The 19,764-nt window shown below is 63.1% G+C and carries 23 protein-coding genes; 15 read left to right on the top strand and 8 right to left on the bottom strand.

From position 1 onward, the window contains the following. The first annotated feature begins 6 nt into the window (after positions 1-6). From rpsO to B4920_RS05100, 3 genes are all read left to right on the top strand, one after another. Positions 7-276, top strand: coding sequence for a 30S ribosomal protein S15 (rpsO, locus tag B4920_RS05110; protein WP_079433543.1), 270 nt, complete (start codon positions 7-9; stop codon positions 274-276). 197 nt (positions 277-473) lie between these two features. Then, complete coding sequence (gene pnp, locus B4920_RS05105; protein WP_079433542.1) at positions 474-2,576, top strand: polyribonucleotide nucleotidyltransferase; 2,103 nt, start codon at positions 474-476, stop codon at positions 2,574-2,576. 215 nt (positions 2,577-2,791) lie between these two features. Beyond that, complete coding sequence (locus tag B4920_RS05100; RefSeq protein WP_079433541.1) at positions 2,792-3,352, top strand: bifunctional 2-polyprenyl-6-hydroxyphenol methylase/3-demethylubiquinol 3-O-methyltransferase UbiG; 561 nt, start codon at positions 2,792-2,794, stop codon at positions 3,350-3,352. Here B4920_RS05100 and B4920_RS05095 read toward each other — a convergent pair. Further along, positions 3,349-3,966 carry an arylesterase gene (locus tag B4920_RS05095; RefSeq protein ID WP_079433540.1) on the bottom strand — a complete coding sequence of 206 codons (618 nt, stop codon included), beginning with the start codon at positions 3,964-3,966 and terminating at the stop codon, positions 3,349-3,351. The genes B4920_RS05100 and B4920_RS05095 overlap by 4 nt on opposite strands. A gap of 8 nt (positions 3,967-3,974) precedes the next feature. Then, positions 3,975-4,781: an inositol monophosphatase family protein gene (locus B4920_RS05090; protein ID WP_079433539.1), complete on the bottom strand. Its 807-nt coding sequence runs from the start codon at positions 4,779-4,781 to the stop codon at positions 3,975-3,977. Positions 4,782-4,859: 78 nt separating this feature from the next. On the opposite strand from B4920_RS05090, the gene B4920_RS05085 reads away from it, so the two are divergent. The 12 genes from B4920_RS05085 (at position 4,860) to B4920_RS05030 (ending at position 13,689) form a co-directional block, all read left to right on the top strand. Then, positions 4,860-5,582, top strand: a complete 723-nt coding sequence (locus tag B4920_RS05085) for an RNA methyltransferase (RefSeq protein ID WP_079433538.1) — start codon at positions 4,860-4,862, stop codon at positions 5,580-5,582. Between the two features lie 93 nt (positions 5,583-5,675). After that, positions 5,676-6,437 carry a serine O-acetyltransferase gene (gene cysE, locus B4920_RS05080; RefSeq protein WP_079433537.1) on the top strand — a complete coding sequence of 254 codons (762 nt, stop codon included), beginning with the start codon at positions 5,676-5,678 and terminating at the stop codon, positions 6,435-6,437. A gap of 100 nt (positions 6,438-6,537) precedes the next feature. Further along, positions 6,538-7,026, top strand: a complete 489-nt coding sequence (gene iscR / locus B4920_RS05075) for a Fe-S cluster assembly transcriptional regulator IscR (RefSeq protein ID WP_079433536.1) — start codon at positions 6,538-6,540, stop codon at positions 7,024-7,026. A 16-nt stretch (positions 7,027-7,042) separates the two neighbouring features. Then, positions 7,043-8,191 (top strand): cysteine desulfurase family protein, encoded by a 1,149-nt coding sequence (locus tag B4920_RS05070; protein WP_079433535.1) that lies wholly within the window; start codon positions 7,043-7,045, stop codon positions 8,189-8,191. A gap of 43 nt (positions 8,192-8,234) precedes the next feature. Further along, positions 8,235-9,446, top strand: a complete 1,212-nt coding sequence (locus B4920_RS05065) for an IscS subfamily cysteine desulfurase (protein ID WP_079433534.1) — start codon at positions 8,235-8,237, stop codon at positions 9,444-9,446. A 13-nt stretch (positions 9,447-9,459) separates the two neighbouring features. Then, positions 9,460-9,843, top strand: coding sequence for a Fe-S cluster assembly scaffold IscU (iscU, locus tag B4920_RS05060; RefSeq protein ID WP_079433533.1), 384 nt, complete (start codon positions 9,460-9,462; stop codon positions 9,841-9,843). A gap of 14 nt (positions 9,844-9,857) precedes the next feature. Next, on the top strand, positions 9,858-10,181 hold the full coding sequence (gene iscA / locus B4920_RS05055; protein WP_079433532.1) for an iron-sulfur cluster assembly protein IscA: 324 nt from the start codon (positions 9,858-9,860) through the stop codon (positions 10,179-10,181). A 53-nt stretch (positions 10,182-10,234) separates the two neighbouring features. After that, positions 10,235-10,765, top strand: coding sequence for a Fe-S protein assembly co-chaperone HscB (gene hscB, locus B4920_RS05050; protein ID WP_079433531.1), 531 nt, complete (start codon positions 10,235-10,237; stop codon positions 10,763-10,765). Then, a complete protein-coding gene (hscA, locus tag B4920_RS05045) occupies positions 10,765-12,633 on the top strand; it encodes a Fe-S protein assembly chaperone HscA (protein ID WP_079433530.1) in 1,869 nt (622 codons plus the stop codon). The genes hscB and hscA overlap by 1 nt, the downstream gene beginning before the upstream one ends. A gap of 23 nt (positions 12,634-12,656) precedes the next feature. Then, entirely contained in the window at positions 12,657-12,998 is a 342-nt protein-coding gene (gene fdx, locus B4920_RS05040; protein WP_079433529.1) for an ISC system 2Fe-2S type ferredoxin, read from the top strand. Beyond that, positions 12,998-13,192 (top strand): Fe-S cluster assembly protein IscX, encoded by a 195-nt coding sequence (gene iscX, locus B4920_RS05035; protein WP_079433528.1) that lies wholly within the window; start codon positions 12,998-13,000, stop codon positions 13,190-13,192. The genes fdx and iscX overlap by 1 nt, the downstream gene beginning before the upstream one ends. 20 nt (positions 13,193-13,212) lie before the next feature. Then, a complete protein-coding gene (locus B4920_RS05030; RefSeq protein WP_216819760.1) occupies positions 13,213-13,689 on the top strand; it encodes a glutathione peroxidase in 477 nt (158 codons plus the stop codon). Positions 13,690-13,701: 12 nt separating this feature from the next. On the opposite strand, the gene B4920_RS05025 is transcribed toward B4920_RS05030, so the two are convergent. From B4920_RS05025 to dapC, 6 genes are all read right to left on the bottom strand, one after another. Beyond that, positions 13,702-14,151 carry a response regulator gene (locus B4920_RS05025; RefSeq protein WP_079433526.1) on the bottom strand — a complete coding sequence of 150 codons (450 nt, stop codon included), beginning with the start codon at positions 14,149-14,151 and terminating at the stop codon, positions 13,702-13,704. 139 nt (positions 14,152-14,290) lie between these two features. Beyond that, entirely contained in the window at positions 14,291-15,244 is a 954-nt protein-coding gene (prmB, locus tag B4920_RS05020; protein WP_079433525.1) for a 50S ribosomal protein L3 N(5)-glutamine methyltransferase, read from the bottom strand. Continuing rightward, on the bottom strand, positions 15,241-16,404 hold the full coding sequence (gene dapE, locus B4920_RS05015; RefSeq protein ID WP_079433524.1) for a succinyl-diaminopimelate desuccinylase: 1,164 nt from the start codon (positions 16,402-16,404) through the stop codon (positions 15,241-15,243). Before dapE ends, prmB begins: the two co-directional genes overlap by 4 nt. A gap of 9 nt (positions 16,405-16,413) precedes the next feature. Then, positions 16,414-17,595, bottom strand: a complete 1,182-nt coding sequence (locus B4920_RS05010) for a PilT/PilU family type 4a pilus ATPase (protein ID WP_079433523.1) — start codon at positions 17,593-17,595, stop codon at positions 16,414-16,416. A gap of 58 nt (positions 17,596-17,653) precedes the next feature. Continuing rightward, a complete protein-coding gene (dapD, locus tag B4920_RS05005) occupies positions 17,654-18,502 on the bottom strand; it encodes a 2,3,4,5-tetrahydropyridine-2,6-dicarboxylate N-succinyltransferase (RefSeq protein WP_079433522.1) in 849 nt (282 codons plus the stop codon). After that, a complete protein-coding gene (gene dapC / locus B4920_RS05000; RefSeq protein WP_079433521.1) occupies positions 18,499-19,713 on the bottom strand; it encodes a succinyldiaminopimelate transaminase in 1,215 nt (404 codons plus the stop codon). Before dapC ends, dapD begins: the two co-directional genes overlap by 4 nt. Between the last annotated feature and the right edge of the window lie 51 nt (positions 19,714-19,764).

Below are 19,764 nucleotides of genomic sequence, written 5' to 3'. Positions count from 1 at the left end.
TAAACAATGGCAATCTCCACTGAACAAAAAGCGCAAATCGTTGGCGACTACGCGCGCGCCAAGGGCGACACCGGTTCTCCGGAAGTGCAAGTCGCTCTGCTTACCGCCCGCATCAACGATCTGACCGGCCACTTCAAGGTTAACGTCAAGGACCACCATTCCCGTCGCGGCCTGCTGATGATGGTGAGCCAGCGTCGCAAGCTCCTCGACTACCTGAAGCGCAAGAACGTCGACAGCTATCGTGAGCTGATCGGCCGCCTTGGTCTGCGCAAGTAAGCGGATAGAAGTAGCTTCGTTACTGAACGTGACATTCCTTGCGCATTTGGCGCGGGTTTGATCATGGGCACAGCCGGTGTAAGTCCGAGTGGCTTCGCCGGCTTTGTCACATCTGTGCGCCAGAGAGAACGGCGCTTTACCTCGGCTACGCGTGCGGTTGTGGTTTGCCGCCAGCCGATTGAATGAAAGGATATCCCTTGCCTACCGCAATCAAGAAGAGTTTCACCTACGGCTCCCATACCGTGACCCTGGAGACCGGCGAGATCGCCCGTCAGGCCCACGGTGCGGTGCTCGTCAACGTTGACGACACCGTTGTGCTGGCGACCGTAGTGGCAGCCAAGAACGCCAAGCCGGGCCAGGATTTCTTCCCCCTTACCGTCGACTACGTCGAGAAGTTCTATTCCGCCGGCCGCATCCCTGGCGGCTTCTTCAAGCGTGAAGGCCGTCCTACCGAGAAGGAAACCCTCACTTCCCGCCTGATCGACCGCCCGATCCGTCCGCTCTTCCCGGAAGGCTTCTATAACGAAGTGCAGGTCATCGCCCAGGTCGTGTCCCTGAATCCTGAAGTGGATGCCGACATTCCGGCAATGATCGCTGCCTCGGCTGCGCTGGCCATCGCCGGCATCCCGTTTGCGGGTCCGATCGGCGCCTGTCGCGTCGGCTATCTGAACGGTGAATACATCCTCAATCCGACCGCCACCCAGCTGCAAACGAGCCAGATGAACCTGGTGGTGGCCGGTACCGAGAGCGCGGTGCTGATGGTTGAGTCCGAAGCCCTGGAGTTGCCGGAAGACGTGATGCTGGGTGGTGTGGTGTTCGGCCACACCCAGATGCAGGCTGCCATCAATGCGATCAACGAGCTGGTCGATGTCGCTGGCAAGCCCGAATGGGATTGGCAAGCGCCTGCCAAGAACGAGGCGCTGATCGCTCGCGTGACGGAGATCGCCGACGCCAAGATCGAGGAGGCTTTCCGCATCACCGCCAAGCAGGCCCGGTCCGCGCAGTTGTCCGCCATCAGCTCCGAAGTGCATGCAGCTCTGGCTGCCGAAGGCGTGGAGTTCGATGCGAACACCGTCAACAACATCATCTTCGATCTGGAGGCCAAGGTCGTTCGTGGCCGCATCCTCAGTGGTGAGCCGCGTATCGACGGTCGCGATACCCGTACCGTGCGTCCGATCGACATCCGTGTCGGCGTGCTGCCGCGCACCCACGGTTCGGCCCTGTTCACCCGTGGTGAAACCCAGGCGCTGGTGGTCACCACCCTCGGCACCGGCCGCGACGAGCAGATCATCGATGCCGTTGCGGGCGAGTACCGCGAGCGCTTCATGCTGCACTACAACTTCCCGCCGTTCTCCACGGGCGAGTGTGGCCGTTTCGGTTCCCCGAAGCGTCGCGAGATCGGCCATGGTCGTCTGGCCAAGCGCGCCCTGGCTGCGGTGCTGCCGGGCAAGGAGGATTTCAGCTACACGGTTCGCGTGGTGTCCGAAATTACCGAATCCAACGGCTCCAGCTCCATGGCGTCCGTCTGCGGTGGCTCACTGGCCATGATGGATGCCGGTGTGCCGCTGTCCTCGCCGGTGGCGGGCATTGCGATGGGTCTGATCAAGGACGGTGGCCGTTTCGCCGTGTTGACCGACATTCTGGGCGATGAAGATCACCTCGGCGACATGGACTTCAAGGTGGCGGGTACCGAGAAGGGTGTGACCGCGCTGCAGATGGACATCAAGATTCTCGGTATCACCAAGGAGATCATGCAGGTCGCGCTGGCTCAGGCCAAGGAAGGCCGTCTGCATATCCTCGAGCTGATGAAGAGCGCGCTGGGCGAAGCCCGCGGCGAGGTGTCCACCTTCGCGCCGCGCATGATCACGCTGAAGATCAACCCCGAGAAGATCCGCGACGTGATCGGCAAGGGCGGTGCGGTGATTCGCGGTCTGCAGGAAGAAACCGGCACCATCATCGAGATCACCGACGACGGCAACGTGACGATCTCCTCCGTCAGTGCCGAAGGCGCTCAGGTCGCGAAGAAGCGCATCGAAGAGATCACCGCAGAAGTCGAGGTGGGCAAGGTCTACGAAGGTCCGGTGGTCCGTATCCTCGATTTCGGTGCGATCATCAACATTCTGCCGGGCCGCGATGGTCTGCTGCACGTTTCCCAGATCGCCAACGAGCGCGTCAATGCCGTGTCCGACTACCTCAAGGAAGGTCAGGTCGTGCGCGTGAAGGTGCTCGAGACCGACGAAAAGGGGCGTGTGCGTCTGTCCATGAAGGCACTCCTCAACGAGCAGGCTCAGCAGCAGTAAGCAGGACTGACTTGTTGTAAGTTGAAGAGGGGCGCGCAAGCGCCCCTCTTCATTTCGGGTAGTGCGAATTGCGCCAGCCTTGTGGGCAGGGGCTGTCATCGGCTTAGAATCGGGTGCGTGGGGTTGGGCGGACGCAGGGAACGCATTCCTGGTGTGCTTGATAAGGTTCAATGAGCGCAGGACATCGATCGGGTGTACCGGCGTGGAGTATAAAAATGATGCGTCAGATGTCTGCCTTGACGCCGTCACCATGGGTGACGCGCTTTGCCCCCCTGATCGCCGCCGGCGGGGAGGTGCTGGATTTTGCCTGCGGCAACGGGCGCCATGCGCGCTGGTTGGCAGGGCGCGGGTTCCGGATTGAGGCGGTGGACCGGGATGCTGTGGCGCTTGAGCTGCTGGCAGCCGTGCCCCATGTCACGACGCGGGAGGCTGATCTGGAAGTTGGGACCTGGCCCTACGAAGGGCGTCAGTTCGACGCCATTGTGGTGACCAATTACCTGTTTCGACAGCGTCTGCCGCTGTTGTTGACTGCGCTGGCTCATGGTGGAGTCTTGATCTACGAGACCTTCATGGTCGGCAATGAGCGCTTCGGCAAGCCCAGCAATCCGGATTTCCTGCTACGTTCCCACGAGCTCTTTGAGCGTGTTTCCGGTTCATGTACCGTTCTCGCCTACGAGCAGGGGGAGGTGGCCGAGCCGAAGCCGGCGGTCATTCAGCGCATCTGTGCAGTGAAGGGCCATGCGCCGTCGTTGCGCCTGCCTGCGGCGATGCCTTAGCGGAGCAGGGGGCGGAGTTCCTGCCAGACGGTGTCTACAATCAGTGGCTGAGCGGTGGCGACCGGATGGATGCCGTCCTGCTGGAAGTGATCTGGACGGTCGGCGAAGCCCTGCATCAGAAAGGGAACGAGGCGGGTCCGGTTGGCCTTGGCCAGATCCCGGAATGCTCCTTCGAAGGCACTGGTATAGGCCGGCCCGTAGTTGGGGGGCATGCGCATGCCGATCAGCAGCACCTTTGCGCCGGCCTGACGGCTGGCGTCGATCATGCTCTGCAGGTTGGCGCTCATGGCTTTGACCGGTAGCCCCCGGAGCCCGTCGTTGGCGCCGAGCTCGATGAGCACGATGCTTGGCTTGTGGGCCTGAAGGGCCGCCGGCAGGCGGCTGAGCCCGCCGGCCGTGGTCTCGCCACTGATGCTGCCGTTGACGACCTCATAGGGGAGCCTGGCTGTGCTGATTTTTTGCCCGAGCAGTACGGGCCAAGCTTCCTGCGGGCGCAGGCCGTAGCCGGCGGAAAGGCTGTCGCCCCAAACCAGGATCTTGCTGCCCGCCCACGCCGGGCTGCAGATGAGCAGCACGGCCAGGAACAGGGTGCGAAGGGGGTTCGCCGGCTTCATCGATATGCTCAGGCGCTGAGTTTGTCGCCGCAGTGGCCCTGGATGATCTGCAGCAGGGCTGGGAAGATCTTGGGCGTGCCGGCCACCACGTTGCCGGTGTTGAGGTAGTCGGCCTCGCCGGACAGATCGCTGATCAGGCCGCCGGCTTCGCTGATCAGCAGGCTGCCAGCAGCGGTGTCCCACGGCGACAGGCCGAATTCCCAGAAGCCGTCGAGACGACCCGCGGCCACGTAGGCCAGGTCGAGGGCGGCAGCGCCCGGGCGGCGCAGACCGGCCGTCTTTTGGGTGAGTTCCTTGAAAATCGCCAGGTAGGTGTCGGCGTGGGTGAACTGGCGATAGGGGAAGCCGGTGCCGAGCAGGGCGTCCTGCAGCTTGACCCGCTTGGAGACGCGGATGCGGCGGTCGTTGAGGAAAGCGCCGGCGCCCTTGGAGGCGGTGAATAGCTCATTACGGTTGGGATCGAAGACGACAGCCTGCTCGACCACGCCCTTGCGGGCCAGCGCGATGGAGATCGCGTACTGGGGGAAGCCATGGATGAAATTGGTGGTGCCGTCGAGCGGGTCGATGATCCACTGATACTCGGTTTCCGCCTCGGGGCCGGTCTCGCCGGACTCTTCTGCTAGAATGCTGTGGCTCGGATAGGCCTCGCGGAGCACCTGGATGATGGCTTCTTCTGCGGCGCGATCCACTTCCGTTACAAAATCGTTGGGGCTCTTGACCTCGACACGGAGCAGGTCCACGTCGAGGGAAGCCCGATTGATGACGGTGGCGGCGCGGCGCGCGGCCTTGATGGCAATGTTCAGTGTGGGGTGCATGGTGTCTGGCGAGCTCTGCCGGTACGGGCATCGGATGCCCACCGGTCGACTCTAATTCGGAAAACCGCTTATTTTAATATGAACAACGATGGCGCGCTTGAGCGCGTGCGTGTCGTCCTTACCCGTACCAGTCACCCCGGCAATATCGGTGCCGCAGCCCGGGCCATGAAGACCATGGGGCTGTCGCAGCTGGTATTGGTCAGTCCGCAGTTCTTTCCGGATCCCGTGGCAACGGCCCGCGCAGCAGGGGCAGACGATATTCTGGCGTCGGCACGTGTGGTCGGCAGTCTGTCCGAGGCGCTGGAAGGTACTGTCTTTGCCGCCGCGCTGACGGCCCGTCGGCGTGAGATGGCGGTGCCGATGAAATGGGCGCGGGAGGCAGCTGCCGATGTGGTCGAGCTTGCCGCCCATGGCGATGTGGCGCTGGTCTTCGGTAACGAGACGAAGGGGCTCTCCAACGAGGACGTGGCCTTGTGCCACATGCCGGTGAGGATTCCGGTCAGCGAAACCTATTCGTCCCTCAATCTGGGGGCTGCGGTGCAGCTGCTGTGCTATGAGCTGCGCATGGCCGCGATCGATCCGGGGCGGGCGCCGGCAACGGAGTTCGAGCCTGCGACCCATGAGCAGATCGAGGGCTTTTATGCCCATCTCGATCGGGCGATCACGGCGAGTGGCTTCTTCAACCCGGAAAATTCGAAGCGCCTGTGGCCGCGCCTGCGCCGTTTGTTCGGGCGGATTCGTCTTGAAAAGGACGAAATCAACATTCTGCGCGGAATGTTGAGCGCCTTCGAAAAGAAGTAGACTAAAATAGTCGGAAATAAATAGGCCTGCCGCGGGTTTCCGGCCTGCAGGTGGGCCGGCGTCAGTGCACTTCAGTTCAGGGGGTTCCCTTTCATGTTCAGTCATCTGCGTGAAGACCTGGCCAATGTTCTCGAACATGACCCGGCCGCACGCTCCAAGTGGGAAGTGCTTACCTGCTATCCCGGGATGCACGCCCTGTGGCTGCATCGTTTTGCCCATGTTGCCTGGCAGCGTGGTTTCCACTGGGTTGGGCGGTTTACCAGTCACGTGGCGCGGATGTTGACCGGTGTGGAGATCCATCCGGGCGCCACCATCGGGCGGCGGGTCTTCATCGACCACGGTATGGGGGTGGTCATCGGTGAAACTGCAGTGGTAGGCGACGACTGTACGATCTACCAGGGGGTCACCCTGGGAGGAACCTCGCTCTATCGTGGCACGAAGCGGCATCCAACCCTGGGGCGCGGTGTGGTCGTGGGCGCGGGTGCCAAGGTGCTGGGTGGCTTCGACGTGGGGGATGGAGCCAAGGTCGGCTCGAATGCGGTCGTCGTCAAGCCGGTTCCTGCGGGTGCAACGGCGGTCGGTAATCCGGCCCGCATCGTCGAAGCCGGCGACAGGCCGAGCCGCGAGCGCGAAGCCAAAGCCGAGCAGATGGGCTTCTCCGCCTATGGCGTGACGCGAGATCTGGATGATCCGGTTTCCAAGGCGCTGCATGGGCTGCTCGATCACGCAGTCGAAACAGACCGGCGTATTCGTGTCCTGGTTGAAAAGCTTGTCGATGCGGGTATTTGTGTCGAGGGTACGGCAAAGGCGGAAGACACCTTCGATCCCAAGGGGCTGGGAAAAATGGTGGACTGAGCGCCGCATGTAGGCTGGAAAATAGTTGATTGATTTTGTCGGGTTTGGTATTGTTGACCGAAATATTCAACTATTCTTTTACCAGCCCCCGGGAGCCGATATGAGACTCACAACCAAAGGTCGTTTTGCTGTCACGGCAATGATCGATCTCGCGCTGCGTTGCGCGGACGGCCCGGTGACGCTGGCCGGGATCGCCGATCGCCAGAAGATCTCCCTTTCCTATCTCGAGCAACTGTTCGGTAAGCTGCGCCGTTTCGAGCTGGTCGGGAGTGTGCGTGGGCCGGGCGGTGGCTACGCCCTGGCGCGGGACATGGCATCGATCACCGTGGCGGACATCATTGCAGCGGTCGATGAGCCGCTGGATGCAACCTCCTGTGGCGGTAAGGAAAACTGCCAGGACGAGCAGCGCTGCATGACCCACGAGCTGTGGACCAACCTCAATCGCCGGATGTACGAGTATCTCCATTCGGTGACGCTGGCCAGCCTCGTCGAACAGCAGCGGCAGAAGTGTGCCCAGGTGGCCGTGCTCCACGACGAGCGTGCGCCTTCGGCCGGCAAAGCGGCCGACAAGCTGCAACTTACTGCCTGAGCGACAAGGACGGCCCGTGTTCGCCCCCGTATACCTGGATCACAACGCGACGACGCCCCTCGACCCGCAGGTCAGGGAGGCGATGCTGCCGTGGTTCGGCAAGCGTTTCGGCAACGGGTCGAGCCGGCACGAATACGGCCGCGCGGCACGCAAGGCCATCGACGAAGCCCGCGCCCAGGTGGCGGCGGCCGTCAATGCCCATCCGACCGAGGTGATCTTCACAAGCGGTGGCTCGGAGGCCAACAACCTGTTCATCAAGGGCGCAGCGGCCAACCTGAAGCCGGGTCTGGTGGCGATCAGCGCTATTGAGCATCCCTGCGTGCGGGAGCCGGCGCGGCAACTGCAGCGCGCGGGCTGGCGCTGCGAAGAGATCGCCGTGGATGGGGCAGGGCGCCTCGATATGTCGGATTTCCAACGTCTGCTTGCCGACAAACCGAAGCTGGTGTCGGTGATGCTGGCCAACAACGAGACCGGCGTGATCCAGGACGTGCCGACAATTGCGGCGCAGGTGTGCGCTCGCGGTGCTTGGATGCACTGCGACGCTGTGCAGGCGCTGGGCAAGATCGGTGTGGATTTCCGGGCGCTCGGCGTGCATGGCCTCAGCCTGTCTGCCCACAAGATATACGGGCCGATCGGTGCCGGTGCTCTGATCGTTGATAAACGGGTCGAACTTGCACCCCTGATTGCCGGAGGTGGTCAGGAACGGAATCTGCGTTCCGGCACCGAGAACGTGATGGCCATCGTGGGTTTCGGCGTGGCCTGCGAGCGGGCCGTGGCGCTGCGTCGTGACCGCGCCGAGCGTCAGGCCAGGCTGCAGCAACGGTTCGAGAGCGGCTTGCACCAATTGGGCGCGACGATTTTTTCGGCGGATGCTGAACGTCTGGCGAACACCAGTTTCTTCGCCATGCCCGGCGTGGATGGCGAAACCCTGGTCGGCAAGCTCGATCGGGTGGGGTATGCGGTGGCCAGCGGCTCCGCGTGTTCCAGCGCCGATCCCGAGCCTTCGCACACGCTGCTGGCGATGGGTGTCGAGGCAGGCCTGGCGCGGTCGGCGGTACGCGTCAGCTTCGGCGATGGAAGTACGGAACAGGATGTGGATGGTTTTCTGGGGGCGCTTCGCGAGAACCTCGAAAACCTCCGAACGCTTGCCGCCATGGCGGTCTAAGTGACTGGAACGATTAAATTTTTGCAGTACGGAGAGGATTAAGATGCTCAAGTTCCCGATCTACCTCGATTATTCGGCAACGACGCCGGTGGATCCCCGCGTGGCGGAGAAGATGATTCCCTACCTCACGGAGCTGTTCGGCAACCCGGCATCCCGTAGCCACGCCTTCGGCTGGACGGCTGAAAAGGCCGTCGAGGAAGCCCGCGAGGAGGTTGCTGCGCTGGTGAACGCCGATCCGAAGGAGATCATCTGGACCTCCGGCGCCACCGAGTCCAACAACCTGGCGATCAAGGGTGCAGCGCACTTCTACTCCGGCAAGGGCAAGCACATCATCACCGTCAAGACCGAGCACAAGGCGGTTCTCGACACCGTGCGCGAACTGGAGCGTCAGGGCTTCGAGGCGACCTACCTGGACGTGCGGGAAGACGGCCTGATCGACCTGGATGTCCTGAAGGCGGCGATCCGCCCGGACACCGTCGTCGTGTCGGTGATGTTCGTCAATAACGAAATCGGCGTGGTTCAGCCGATCGCGGAGATCGGCGAGATCTGCCGCGAAAAGGGCATCGTCTTCCACGTGGATGCGGCCCAGGCCACCGGCAAGGTCGACATCGACCTGTCCAAGCTGAAGGTGGACCTGATGTCCTTCAGCGCCCACAAGACCTACGGCCCGAAGGGCGTCGGCGCCCTCTACGTGCGCCGCAAGCCGCGCGTGCGCCTGGAAGCCCAGATGCACGGCGGCGGCCACGAGCGCGGTCTGCGCTCCGGCACGCTGGCGACGCACCAGATCGTCGGTATGGGCGAAGCCTTCCGCCTGGCCCGCCTGGAAATGGCGGAAGAGAACAAGCGCATCGGTGCGCTGCGCGACCGTCTGTTGGAAGGCCTGTCCGCCATCGAGGAAACCTTCGTGAACGGCGACATGGCGCACCGCGTGCCGCACAACCTGAACATCAGCTTCGCCTATGTTGAAGGTGAGTCGCTGATCATGGCGATCAAGGACATCGCCGTCTCCAGCGGTTCGGCTTGCACGTCGGCCAGCCTGGAGCCGTCCTACGTATTGCGCGCCCTTGGCCGCAACGACGAGCTGGCCCACAGCTCCATCCGTTTCACCATCGGCCGCTTCACGACGGTCGAGGAAATCGACTACACAATTGATCTGCTGCAGCACAAGATCGGCAAGCTCCGCGAACTGTCGCCCCTGTGGGACATGTTCAAGGAAGGCATCGATCTGGATACCGTGCAGTGGGCTGCGCACTGACAGGAGAGCGAAAATGGCATACAGCGAAAAAGTTCTGGATCACTACGAGAACCCCCGTAACGTTGGTGCGTTCGGCAAGGAAGACGAAGACGTCGGTACCGGCATGGTTGGCGCGCCGGCCTGCGGCGACGTGATGAAGCTGCAGATCAAGGTGGGCAAGGATGGCGTGATCGAAGACGCCAAGTTCAAGACCTATGGTTGTGGCTCGGCTATTGCTTCCAGTTCCCTCGTCACCGAATGGGTGAAGGGCAAGACCCTCGACCAGGCGCTGGAAATCAAGAACACCGCCATCGCCGAGGAGCTGGCCCTGCCGCCGGTGAAGATCCACTGCTCGATTCTGGCCGAAGACGCCATCAAGGCGGCGGTCGAGGATTACAAGAAAAAGCACAACGGCTGAAAGGAAACGCAATCATGGCAGTAACCCTCTCCGACAAGGCTGCAACCCACATCGGCAACTTCATCGCCAAGCGCGGCAAGGGCGTCGGCATTCGCCTCGGCGTGCGTACGTCGGGCTGTTCCGGAATGGCCTACAAGCTGGAGTTCGCCGATGAGGTGCTGCCGGAGGACGTCGTCTTCGAAAGCCACGGTCTGAAGGTGCTGATCGATCCGAAGAGCCTGCCCTACATGGATGGCACCGAACTCGACTTCGTGCGAGAAGGGCTGAACGAAGGCTTCAAGTTCAACAACCCGAACGTCAAGGGCGAGTGCGGTTGCGGTGAGAGCTTCTCGGTCTAGGATGACGTCGTTTCGCGAACCGTTTTGCCCGCCGGGCGCGGGGGAGGGCTGACATGCTCGACATGAAGCAGGATTTCTTCGAGCTGTTCGGCCTCGAGCCGCGCTTTGCCGTTGACTTGGATCGTCTCGAGCAGGCCTACCTGGAGATGCAGGGCCGGGTGCATCCGGATCGTTTCGCCCACCTGTCGGACGCCGAAAAGCGTTTGTCTATGCAATGGGCGACGCGGGCCAACGAGGCCTTCCGGACCCTCAAGAGTCCGCTCGCCCGCGGCCAGTATTTGCTTGAGCTGAAGGGCGTCGATCCGGCTTTCGAGACCAATACCGCCATGTCCGCCGAGTTCCTGATGGAGCAGATGGAGTGGCGCGAGGCCTTGCAGGAAGCCCGCGAGGCGGCCGACGAGGATGTGCTGGACGACTTGTCGCGCCGTATCCGGCGGGATACCAAGGCCCTGGTCGAACAACTGGAAGCAGAGTTCGACACAGCCGGCGATCTGGAGGCCGCGGCCGATACGGTGCGTCGTCTCAAGTTCCTCGAGAAGCTGCAACACGAAATCAATGATGCCTTGACGGCGCTGGAATCCTGATGGCTCTGCTGCAAATTTCCGAACCGGGCATGTCCACGGCCCCCCACCAGCATCGGCTGGCGGTGGGCATCGACCTGGGTACGACCAATTCGCTGGTGGCCACCGTACGCAATGGCGTGCCCCAGTGCCTGCAGGACGAGAACGGCAAGATGCTGCTGCCGTCCGTCGTGCGTTACCTGCCGGACGGGCAGGTGGCGATCGGCCGTGTGGCCCAGACCGCCCAGGCGACCGATCCGCGCAACACCATCGTATCTGTGAAGCGTTTCATGGGCCGCGGTCTGAAGGACGTCGCCCACGTGGAGACGATGCCTTACGACTTCGTGGACGCCGAGGGCATGGTGCGCCTGCGCACCGTCCAGGGCGTGAAGAGCCCCGTGGAAGTCTCCGCTGAGATCCTCCGGAGCCTGCGTCAGCGGGCCGAGTACAGCCTTGGCGGCGAACTCACCGGGGCTGTGATTACGGTGCCGGCCTACTTCGACGACGCCCAGCGCCAGGCGACCAAGGATGCGGCGCGCTTGGCCGGCCTGAACGTGCTGCGTCTGCTCAACGAGCCGACTGCGGCGGCAATCGCCTACGGCCTCGAGAACGCCTCCGAAGGCGTCTACGCGGTCTATGACCTGGGCGGCGGTACTTTCGACATTTCCATCCTGCGACTGTCGCGCGGGGTTTTCGAAGTGGTGGCGACCAGCGGCGACGCGGCGCTGGGCGGCGATGACTTCGATCATCGCCTGTTCTGCTGGATTCTCGACAACGCCGGAATCTCGCTGCCGTCCGACCGGGATTCCCGCCGCCTGCTGATGAAGGCGCGGGAGGTCAAGGAGCGTCTGACCCTCGACGAGTCGGTGCCGATTCGCATGACCCTGGAGAGCGGTGACGAAGTGGATCTGGTGATCGAACGCCAGGTCTTCGTCGACATTACTGTCAACCTGGTCAGTAAGACCCTCAAGCCGGTCAAGAAGGCCCTGCGGGATGCCAACCTGTCGCCGGAGGACGTCAAGGGCGTGGTGATGGTCGGCGGTGCGACGCGCATGCCCCATGTGCAGCAGGCGGTCGGTGAACTTTTCGGGCAGACGCCGCTCACCAATCTCGACCCGGATACCGTGGTAGCCGTCGGTGCGGCCATGCAGGCCAATGTGCTGGCCGGCAACCGGGCCGGGGAGGATGAATGGCTGCTTCTCGACGTGATTCCCCTGTCCCTCGGCATCGAGACGATGGGCGGGCTGGTCGAGAAGATCATTCCGCGCAATTCAACGATCCCCACTGCCCGCGCGCAGGACTTCACCACCTTCAAGGACGGGCAGAGCGCCATGGCCTTCCATGTGGTGCAGGGCGAGCGCGAGCTGGTGTCCGACTGCCGCTCGCTGGCCCGCTTCGAGCTGCGCGGCATTCCGCCGATGGTGGCGGGTGCGGCGCGCATCCGCGTGACCTTCCAGGTGGACGCCGATGGCCTGTTGTCCGTGTCAGCACGGGAGCAGACGACCGGCGTCGAAGCACGGGTTGAAGTGAAGCCTTCCTATGGCCTGGCCGACGACGAGATCGCTGGCATGCTGAAGGCTGGTTTCGAGCACGCCCAGAACGACCTGGAAGTGCGCGCGCTGAAGGAGCAGCAGGTTGAAGCCGAACGCGTGATCGAGGCGACCGAGAAGGCCCTGCAGGCGGATGGCGAACTGCTCAACGAAGCCGAGCGCGCGGAGCTGGATGGCGCCGTGGCCGCCTTGCGGGCTGCTGCCGAAGGTCAGGAAGCACGGGCCATCAAGATTCAGCTGGAGGTCTTCAACCGCGCTTCCAACGAGTTCGCCTCGCGCCGCATGGACAAGAGCATCCGTGAAGCGCTGGCGGGCCACAAGATCGACGAGATCCGGATCTGAACGAATCCGGACGGATAAGAACCATGACGACATTGATTGTGCTGCCCCATGTAGAACTCTGCCCGGAAGGGGCAGTCATCGAGGCCGAACCCGGCCAGAGTATCTGCGACAGCCTGCTCGCCAATGGCATCGAGATCGAGCATGCCTGCGAAAAATCCTGCGCCTGCACGACCTGTCACGTGGTCGTGCGCGACGGCTTCAACAGCCTGGAGCCGGCCGAGGAACTGGAAGAGGATCTGCTGGACAAGGCCTGGGGGCTGGAGCCCACGTCGCGCCTGTCCTGTCAGGCCATCGTTGGCGAGACGCCGTTGACGGTGGAAATCCCCAAGTATTCCATCAACATGGCGCGGGAGGGCAAGCACTGATGAAATGGACTGACGTACAGGAAATTGCCATCCAGCTGGCCGACGCGCATCCGGATACCGATCCGGCGCGGATCAACTTTGTCGATCTGATGCGCTGGGTGGTCGCGCTGCCCGAGTTCGCCGATGATCCCAAGCACTGCGGCGAGCGTGTGCTGGAGGCGATCCAGCAGGCCTGGATCGAGGAATCCGAGTGAGCTCCGCGGCGCCGGCCACCATCCACGGTTTCGAGTTCCGGAGCCTGGACGGCGCGGCGCCGGTTCCGCTGGCAGACTTTGCCGGCAAGGTGGTGTTGATCGTAAACACCGCTAGCCGCTGCGGCTTCACGCCTCAATATGCAGGCCTGCAGCAGTTGCACGAAACCTATGCCGGGCGCGGGCTGGTGGTGCTCGGTTTCCCGTGCAACCAGTTTGGTGGTCAGGAGCCCGGCGATGCGGGGGACATTGTGCAGTTCTGCGAGCGCAACTACGGCGTGAGCTTCCCCCTGAACGAGAAGGTGGATGTCAATGGCGCCAACGCCCATCCCTTGTTTCGTTTCCTGACTGCGGCGCTGCCCGGTGTGCTCGGCACCCAGCCGATCAAGTGGAACTTCACCAAGTTTCTGGTCGACCGCCAGGGGGTGCCTTTCAAGCGTTACGCGCCGACCACGACGCCGGCGGATCTCGAGAAAGACATCGAAGCGCTGCTCGGCTAGCGCCTTCGAACGCTAGTGGGTCGTCGGTTCCGACGGCTCGTTCAACGAAAGCCAGTAGAGACCAAGCTGCCCGACAGCTTGCAGGAAACGTTCGAAGTCGACGGGCTTGCGGATGTAGCTGTTGGCGCCCAGCCGGTAGGCCTCGGAAATATCCTGATGTTCCTTCGAGGTGGTCAGCACCACCACCGGCAGCAGGGTGGTGCGTTCGTCCGCGCGGATGCGGCGCAACACCTCGAGGCCATCGATGCGCGGCAGCTTGAGGTCGAGCAGCACGAAGGCCGGCATCAGCAGTGGGGCGCGCGAGGCATATTGCCCCGTGCAGAAAAGGTAATCGAGCGCTTCGACGCCATCCCTGGCGACCACGACCTGGTTGCTGATCTTGTTCTTGCTGAATGCCCTCAGTGTCAGCGCTTCGTCGTCGGGATTGTCCTCGACGAGAAGAATCGGGCGATCGGTCGCCATACGAACTCCTTGATCCTGCCTTTATGTTCTTGTGCTTGTTTTTTCCGTTGGGCGGGGCCGGGCTCCGAAGAGTCCAGCCCCGTACAAGATCATAAGTACGGCAGGAGCAGGAAGAGGTTGACCGATTTCTCGCTGGAAATCACTTTGACGACAATTGACCGGCTTCGAGGACAAAAATCTTGTCGTCTCCGCTCGGTGCAGATACCCAGGTTGGGGCGAGGGTGGGGAAAGCCTCTTCGACGATGTGCCGGTTGTGGCCGACTTCGATGGCGAGGAGGCCGCTCGGCTTCAGGAAGCGGGGCGCGTCGGCCAGCAGCTTGCGCACCAGATCCAGGCCGTCCTCGCCGGAGCCGAGGGCCAGGCCGGGTTCGTGCAGGTATTCCGCAGGCAGTGCATCCATGGATTCCTGCGTGACGTAGGGCGGGTTGCTGAGGATGAAATCGAACTGCTGCTGCGGAACCGCTGCGAAGCCGTCGGAAAGCACCAGCCTGATGCGGTCTTCGAGACCGTAGGCGGCAATGTTCTCGGCCGCCACTTCAAGGGCGTCCTGGGAAATGTCGACGGCAACGATCTCGGCGTTGGGGAAGGCGTGCGCCATCAGGATGGCCAGGCAGCCCGAGCCGGTGCACATGTCCATTGCCGCGGTGACGGCCTCCGGATCGACGATCCACGGGCTGAAGCCGTCATGAAGCAGCTCGGCGAAGTAGGAGCGCGGGATGATGACCCGTGGATCTACCTTGAAGCGGAAATCCCCAAGCCAGGCTTCGCCGGTGATGTAGGCGGCGGGCAGGCGCTCGGCGGCACGCTTCTCGATGACCTCGAAGATGTCTACCCGCTCGTCGCTGGGAATGCAGGCGTCGAGGAAGGGCTCGAGGCGGTCGAGGGGGAGTGCGAGGGTGTGCAGGATCAGGTAGACAGCTTCGTCGTAGGCATCTTGCAGCCCATGGCCGTAGAAGCAGTCGGCGCGGTTGAAGCGGGTGACCGCGTAACGCAGCCAGTCGCGCACAGTGACGAGTTCGGCCAGCGGGCCATGCTCGTGTTCATGCTCGTCCTCGTGATCGTGATCGTGGTCGTGTTCGTCGTGGTGGGTCATGCCGGTTCCGATGCAGTCAGCAGGTTTTCGAGGGTGCGACGGTAGATCGCGGACAGGGGCTCGATGGCGTCCACCGCGATGCACTCGTTGAGCTTGTGGATGGTCGCGTTCACCGGGCCGAACTCGACGACTTGCGGGCAGATGTCGGCGATGAAGCGGCCGTCCGAGGTGCCACCGGTGGTGGACAGTTCCGTGTCGAGGCCCACGGTGTCGCGGATCGCGTCGGCAATGGCCGTCACCAGGCTGCCGCGGGGCGTCAGGAAGGGCTTGCCACCGAGGGTCCAGGCGAGGTCGTAGTCGAGGCCGTGGCTGTCGAGGATCGAATGAACCTTGGCCTTCAGGTCGTCGGCGGTATGAACCGTTGCAAAGCGGAAGTTGAACAGCACTTCCAGCGTACCGGGAATTACGTTGGTGGCGCCGGTGCCGGCCTTGATGTTGGACATTTGCCAGGACGTCGGCGGGAAGTACTCGTTGCCCTCGTCCCAGGTGACTGCGGCCAGTTCGGCCAGGGCCGGGGCGGCCAGGTGGATGGGGTTCTTCGCCAGGTGCGGGTAGGCGATGTGGCCCTGCACGCCCTTGACGGTCAGCTTGCCAGACAGGCTGCCGCGGCGGCCGTTCTTGATCGTGTCGCCAAGGGTGTCGACGGAGGTCGGTTCGCCGACGATGCAGAAGTCGAGCGTCTCGCCACGGGCCTTGAGGGTTTCGACGACCAGCGTGGTGCCATGGGTGGCATCGCCTTCCTCGTCGGATGTCAGCAGCAGGGCGATGGAACCGGTGTGGTCGGGATGGGTGGCGACGAAGGCTTCGATGGCCGTTACGAAGGCGGCGAGGGACGACTTCATGTCGGCGGCGCCACGGCCGTACAGGAAGCCGTCACGCTCGGTGGGCACGAAGGGGTCGGAATGCCACTCGGCCAGCGGGCCGGTGGGGACGACGTCGGTATGGCCGGCGAAGACGACCAGCGGGCTCTGTGTACCGCGACGGGCCCACAGGTTGCTGACGCCGCCGCCGTCGATGCGTTCGCAGACGAAGCCGAGCGGGGCGAGGCGGGCCGCAATGAGTTCGAGGCAGCCGGAATCCTGCGGCGTGACGGACGGGCGGGCGATGAGTTCGCGGGTCAGGGCCTGGGTCGGCAGGGCCGCGGTCTGGGGGGCGTTCATGTCTTGTTCTTAGTCGTCGTTGTTGAGTTCGAATGTGAACTCGCGGAAGGAAGTGCCGTCCGGCTCGGTTTGCTCGAAATCGATGGTGGAGGGCTGACGGGTCTTGTTCTTGTCGCCGTTACCGGTTGGACCAATCTGTGCGTTGTTGATCAGCCACGACAGGTTGGTGGGCGAATCCGCATTGGCCAGCGCTTCTTCGAGGGTGATGTACTTTTCCTTGTAGAGCCGGAACAGGTCCTGCTCGAAGGTGCGGGAGCCCTGGGCCAGGCTTTGCTCCATGGCTTCGCGGATCGCCGAGATCTCGCCGCGCTCGATGAGTTCGGCCACCTGGCGGGAGTGCAGCAGGATCTCCACCGTCGGAATGCGGCCGCCGTCAGGACGTTTGACGAGGCGTTGGGAGATGATGCAGCGCAGGGTCGCGGCCAGGTCGAGGGACAGCAGCGTGCGGGCATCCAGCGGGAAGAAGCTGAAGATGCGGTTCAGCGCGTGGTAGGCGTTGTTGGCGTGCAGCGTAGCCAGGCACAGGTGGCCGGTCTGGGCGTAGGCGAGGGCGGCCTGCATGGTTTCCCGGTCGCGGATCTCGCCGATCAGGATGCAGTCCGGGGCCTGGCGCATCGCGCTGCGCAACGCGTTCTGCCAGTCCAGCGTGTCGCTGCCGATCTCGCGCTGGTTGACCAGCGACATCTTGTGCTTGAACAGGTACTCGATCGGGTCTTCGATGGTCAGGATGTGGCCGGAGCGGTTCTCGTTGCGGTAGTCGATCATCGATGCGATGGTCGTCGACTTGCCGGAACCGGTGGCGCCGACCACCAGTACGAGGCCGCGCTTTTCCATGATGACTTCGGACAGCACCGACGGCAGGCCCAGGCTCTCGAGGCGCGGAATGTCGCCGAGAATATAACGGACGACGATCGCAATGCTGTTGCGCTGCCAGAAGATGTTGATCCGGAAGTTGCCCATGTCCCGCCGGCCGAAGGAGAGGTTCATCTCCTTGTACTTCTCGAAGCGCTCGATCTGCTCGGGCGACATCATTTCGTAGGCCATGCGGTGGATCATCGTCGGATCCATCGACTGCTGGTTGATCGGCAGCGTGTTGCCGTCGATCTTGATGTGGATCGGGGTGCCGACGGTAATGAAGATGTCCGAGGCCTTCTTCTCGGCCATCAGGGCAAAGAGCTTGTCGATGATCATCGGGCGACCCGGAAATGAACAGGGCCGCCCCTGGAGGCGGCCCCTGAAGGGGGAAAGGTCAGTCGCGCAGCAGTTCGTTGATGCTGGTCTTGGCGCGGGTCTGGGCGTCCACCTTCTTGACGATCACCGCGCAGTACAGGCTGTACTTGCCATCGGCGGAGGGCAGGTTACCGCTGACCACCACGGAGCCGGCGGGGACGCGGCCATAGGTGATTTCGCCGGTGGCGCGGTCGTAGATCTTGGTGCTCTGGCTGATATACACGCCCATGGAAATGACGCAGTTGTCTTCCACGATGACGCCTTCGACGACTTCGGAGCGGGCGCCAATGAAGCAGTTGTCGCCGATGATAGTCGGGTTGGCTTGCAGGGGCTCCAGCACGCCACCGATGCCGACGCCGCCGGAGAGGTGCACGTTCTTGCCGATCTGGGCACAAGAGCCGACGGTGGCCCAGGTGTCGACCATGGTGCCCTCGTCGACGTAGGCGCCGATGTTCACGTAGGAGGGCATCAGCACGACACCCTTGCCGATGAAGCTGCCCTTGCGGGCCGTGGCGTTGGGCACGACGCGGAAGCCGCCGGTGGCGAAATCGTGGGCATCGTAGTTGTCGAACTTGGTCGGCACCTTGTCGAAGTAGCGGGTGCCGTTGTCGATGACCTTGTTGTCATGGGTGCGGAAGTACAGCAGCACGGCTTTCTTGATCCACTGGTGGGTGACCCACTCGCCGTTGATCTTTTCGGCGACGCGCAGCTTGCCCTGGTCCAGCTCTTCGATCACGTGCTCGATGACCTCGATCTGCTCCTTGGTGGCGCTGGCGGCAGACAGGTCGGTGCGGCGTTCCCACAGCTCTTCGATGAGGGTTGCGAAGGGGTTTTCGTGATTGGGCATGATGTGAATGGATGCAGTCATGAATTTTTCGAAAGTCGTTGGGCGAAAGTGGCGACTCGGGTGGCCGCCTCGACACACTCTGCCAGTTCGGCCACCAGCGCGATTCGGACAAACCCTGCGCCGGGATTGATGCCGTGGGCTTCGCGCGCCAGATAGCTGCCGGGCAGAACCGTCACATTATATTCGGCCTGCAGGCGACGGGCGAATTCGGTATCGCTGAGGCCCAGCCGGTCGACCCGGGCCCACAGGTAGAAGCCGGCGTCGGGGCGTTCGACGTCCAGGTGGGCAGCAATGAGCGGGGTGATGCGGTCGAACTTCTCGCGGTACTGGCGGCGGTTCTCCGCCACGTGGGCTTCATCGCGCCACGCTGCCGCGGAGGCGGCCTGCACGGACGGGCTCATCGCACAGCCGTGGTAGGTGCGGTAGAGCAGGAAACGCTTGAGGATGGCCGCATCGCCAGCCACGAAACCGGAGCGCATGCCCGGCACATTGGAGCGCTTGGACAGGCTGGAGAACATCACCACGTTGCGGAAGTCGCTGCGGCCGAGGCGGTGCGCGGCTTCGAGGCCGCCGATCGGCAGGTTGTCGTCGTCGAAGTAGATCTCCGAGTAGCACTCGTCGGCGGCGATCACGAAGTTGTAGCGGTCGGACAACTCGAACAGGCGCTTCCATTCATCCAGCGACAGCACGCGGCCGGTCGGGTTGCCGGGCGAGCAGACATAGACCAGCTGCACGCGCTGCCAGTCGGTTTCCGGAATGGCGTCGAAGTTCGACCCGAAGTTGTCATCCGGTAGGTTGTTGATGAAGTAGGGCTGGGCGCCGGCGAGGTAGGCCGCGCCCTCGTAGATCTGGTAGAACGGGTTCGGGCAGACCACCAGCGCGCCGGGTTTCGAGCCGTCGACGACGCATTGGGCGAAGGCGAACAGCGCCTCGCGGGAGCCATTGACCGGCAGCACCTGGGTGCCTGCATTGACCGAGGGGAGGTTGTAGCGCCGCCCAAGCCAGCCGGCGATGGACTGGCGCAGTTGCTCGGAGCCCTGGGTGGTGGGGTAGTTGGCCAGGCCGCCGAGATTGTCGATCAGCGTGTCGCGGATGAAAGCCGGCGTGGCGTGCTGGGGTTCGCCGATGGACAGGCGGATCGGCGCGTACTCCGTCGGCGGCACGATGCCTTCGAACAGGGCACGCAGCTTTTCGAAGGGATAGGGGTGGAGTTCCTGGAGATGCGGATTCACTTTCGGCGGATGTCCTGTGTTTGGGCCCTCGACGGGCATTCTATGGCGCCG

This window comes from Zoogloea sp. LCSB751, assembly GCF_002028455.1.
Lineage (GTDB): Bacteria > Pseudomonadota > Gammaproteobacteria > Burkholderiales > Rhodocyclaceae > Zoogloea.
Note: the sequence above shows the minus strand (reverse complement) of the source record. Positions and strands in the feature narration are given on the sequence as shown.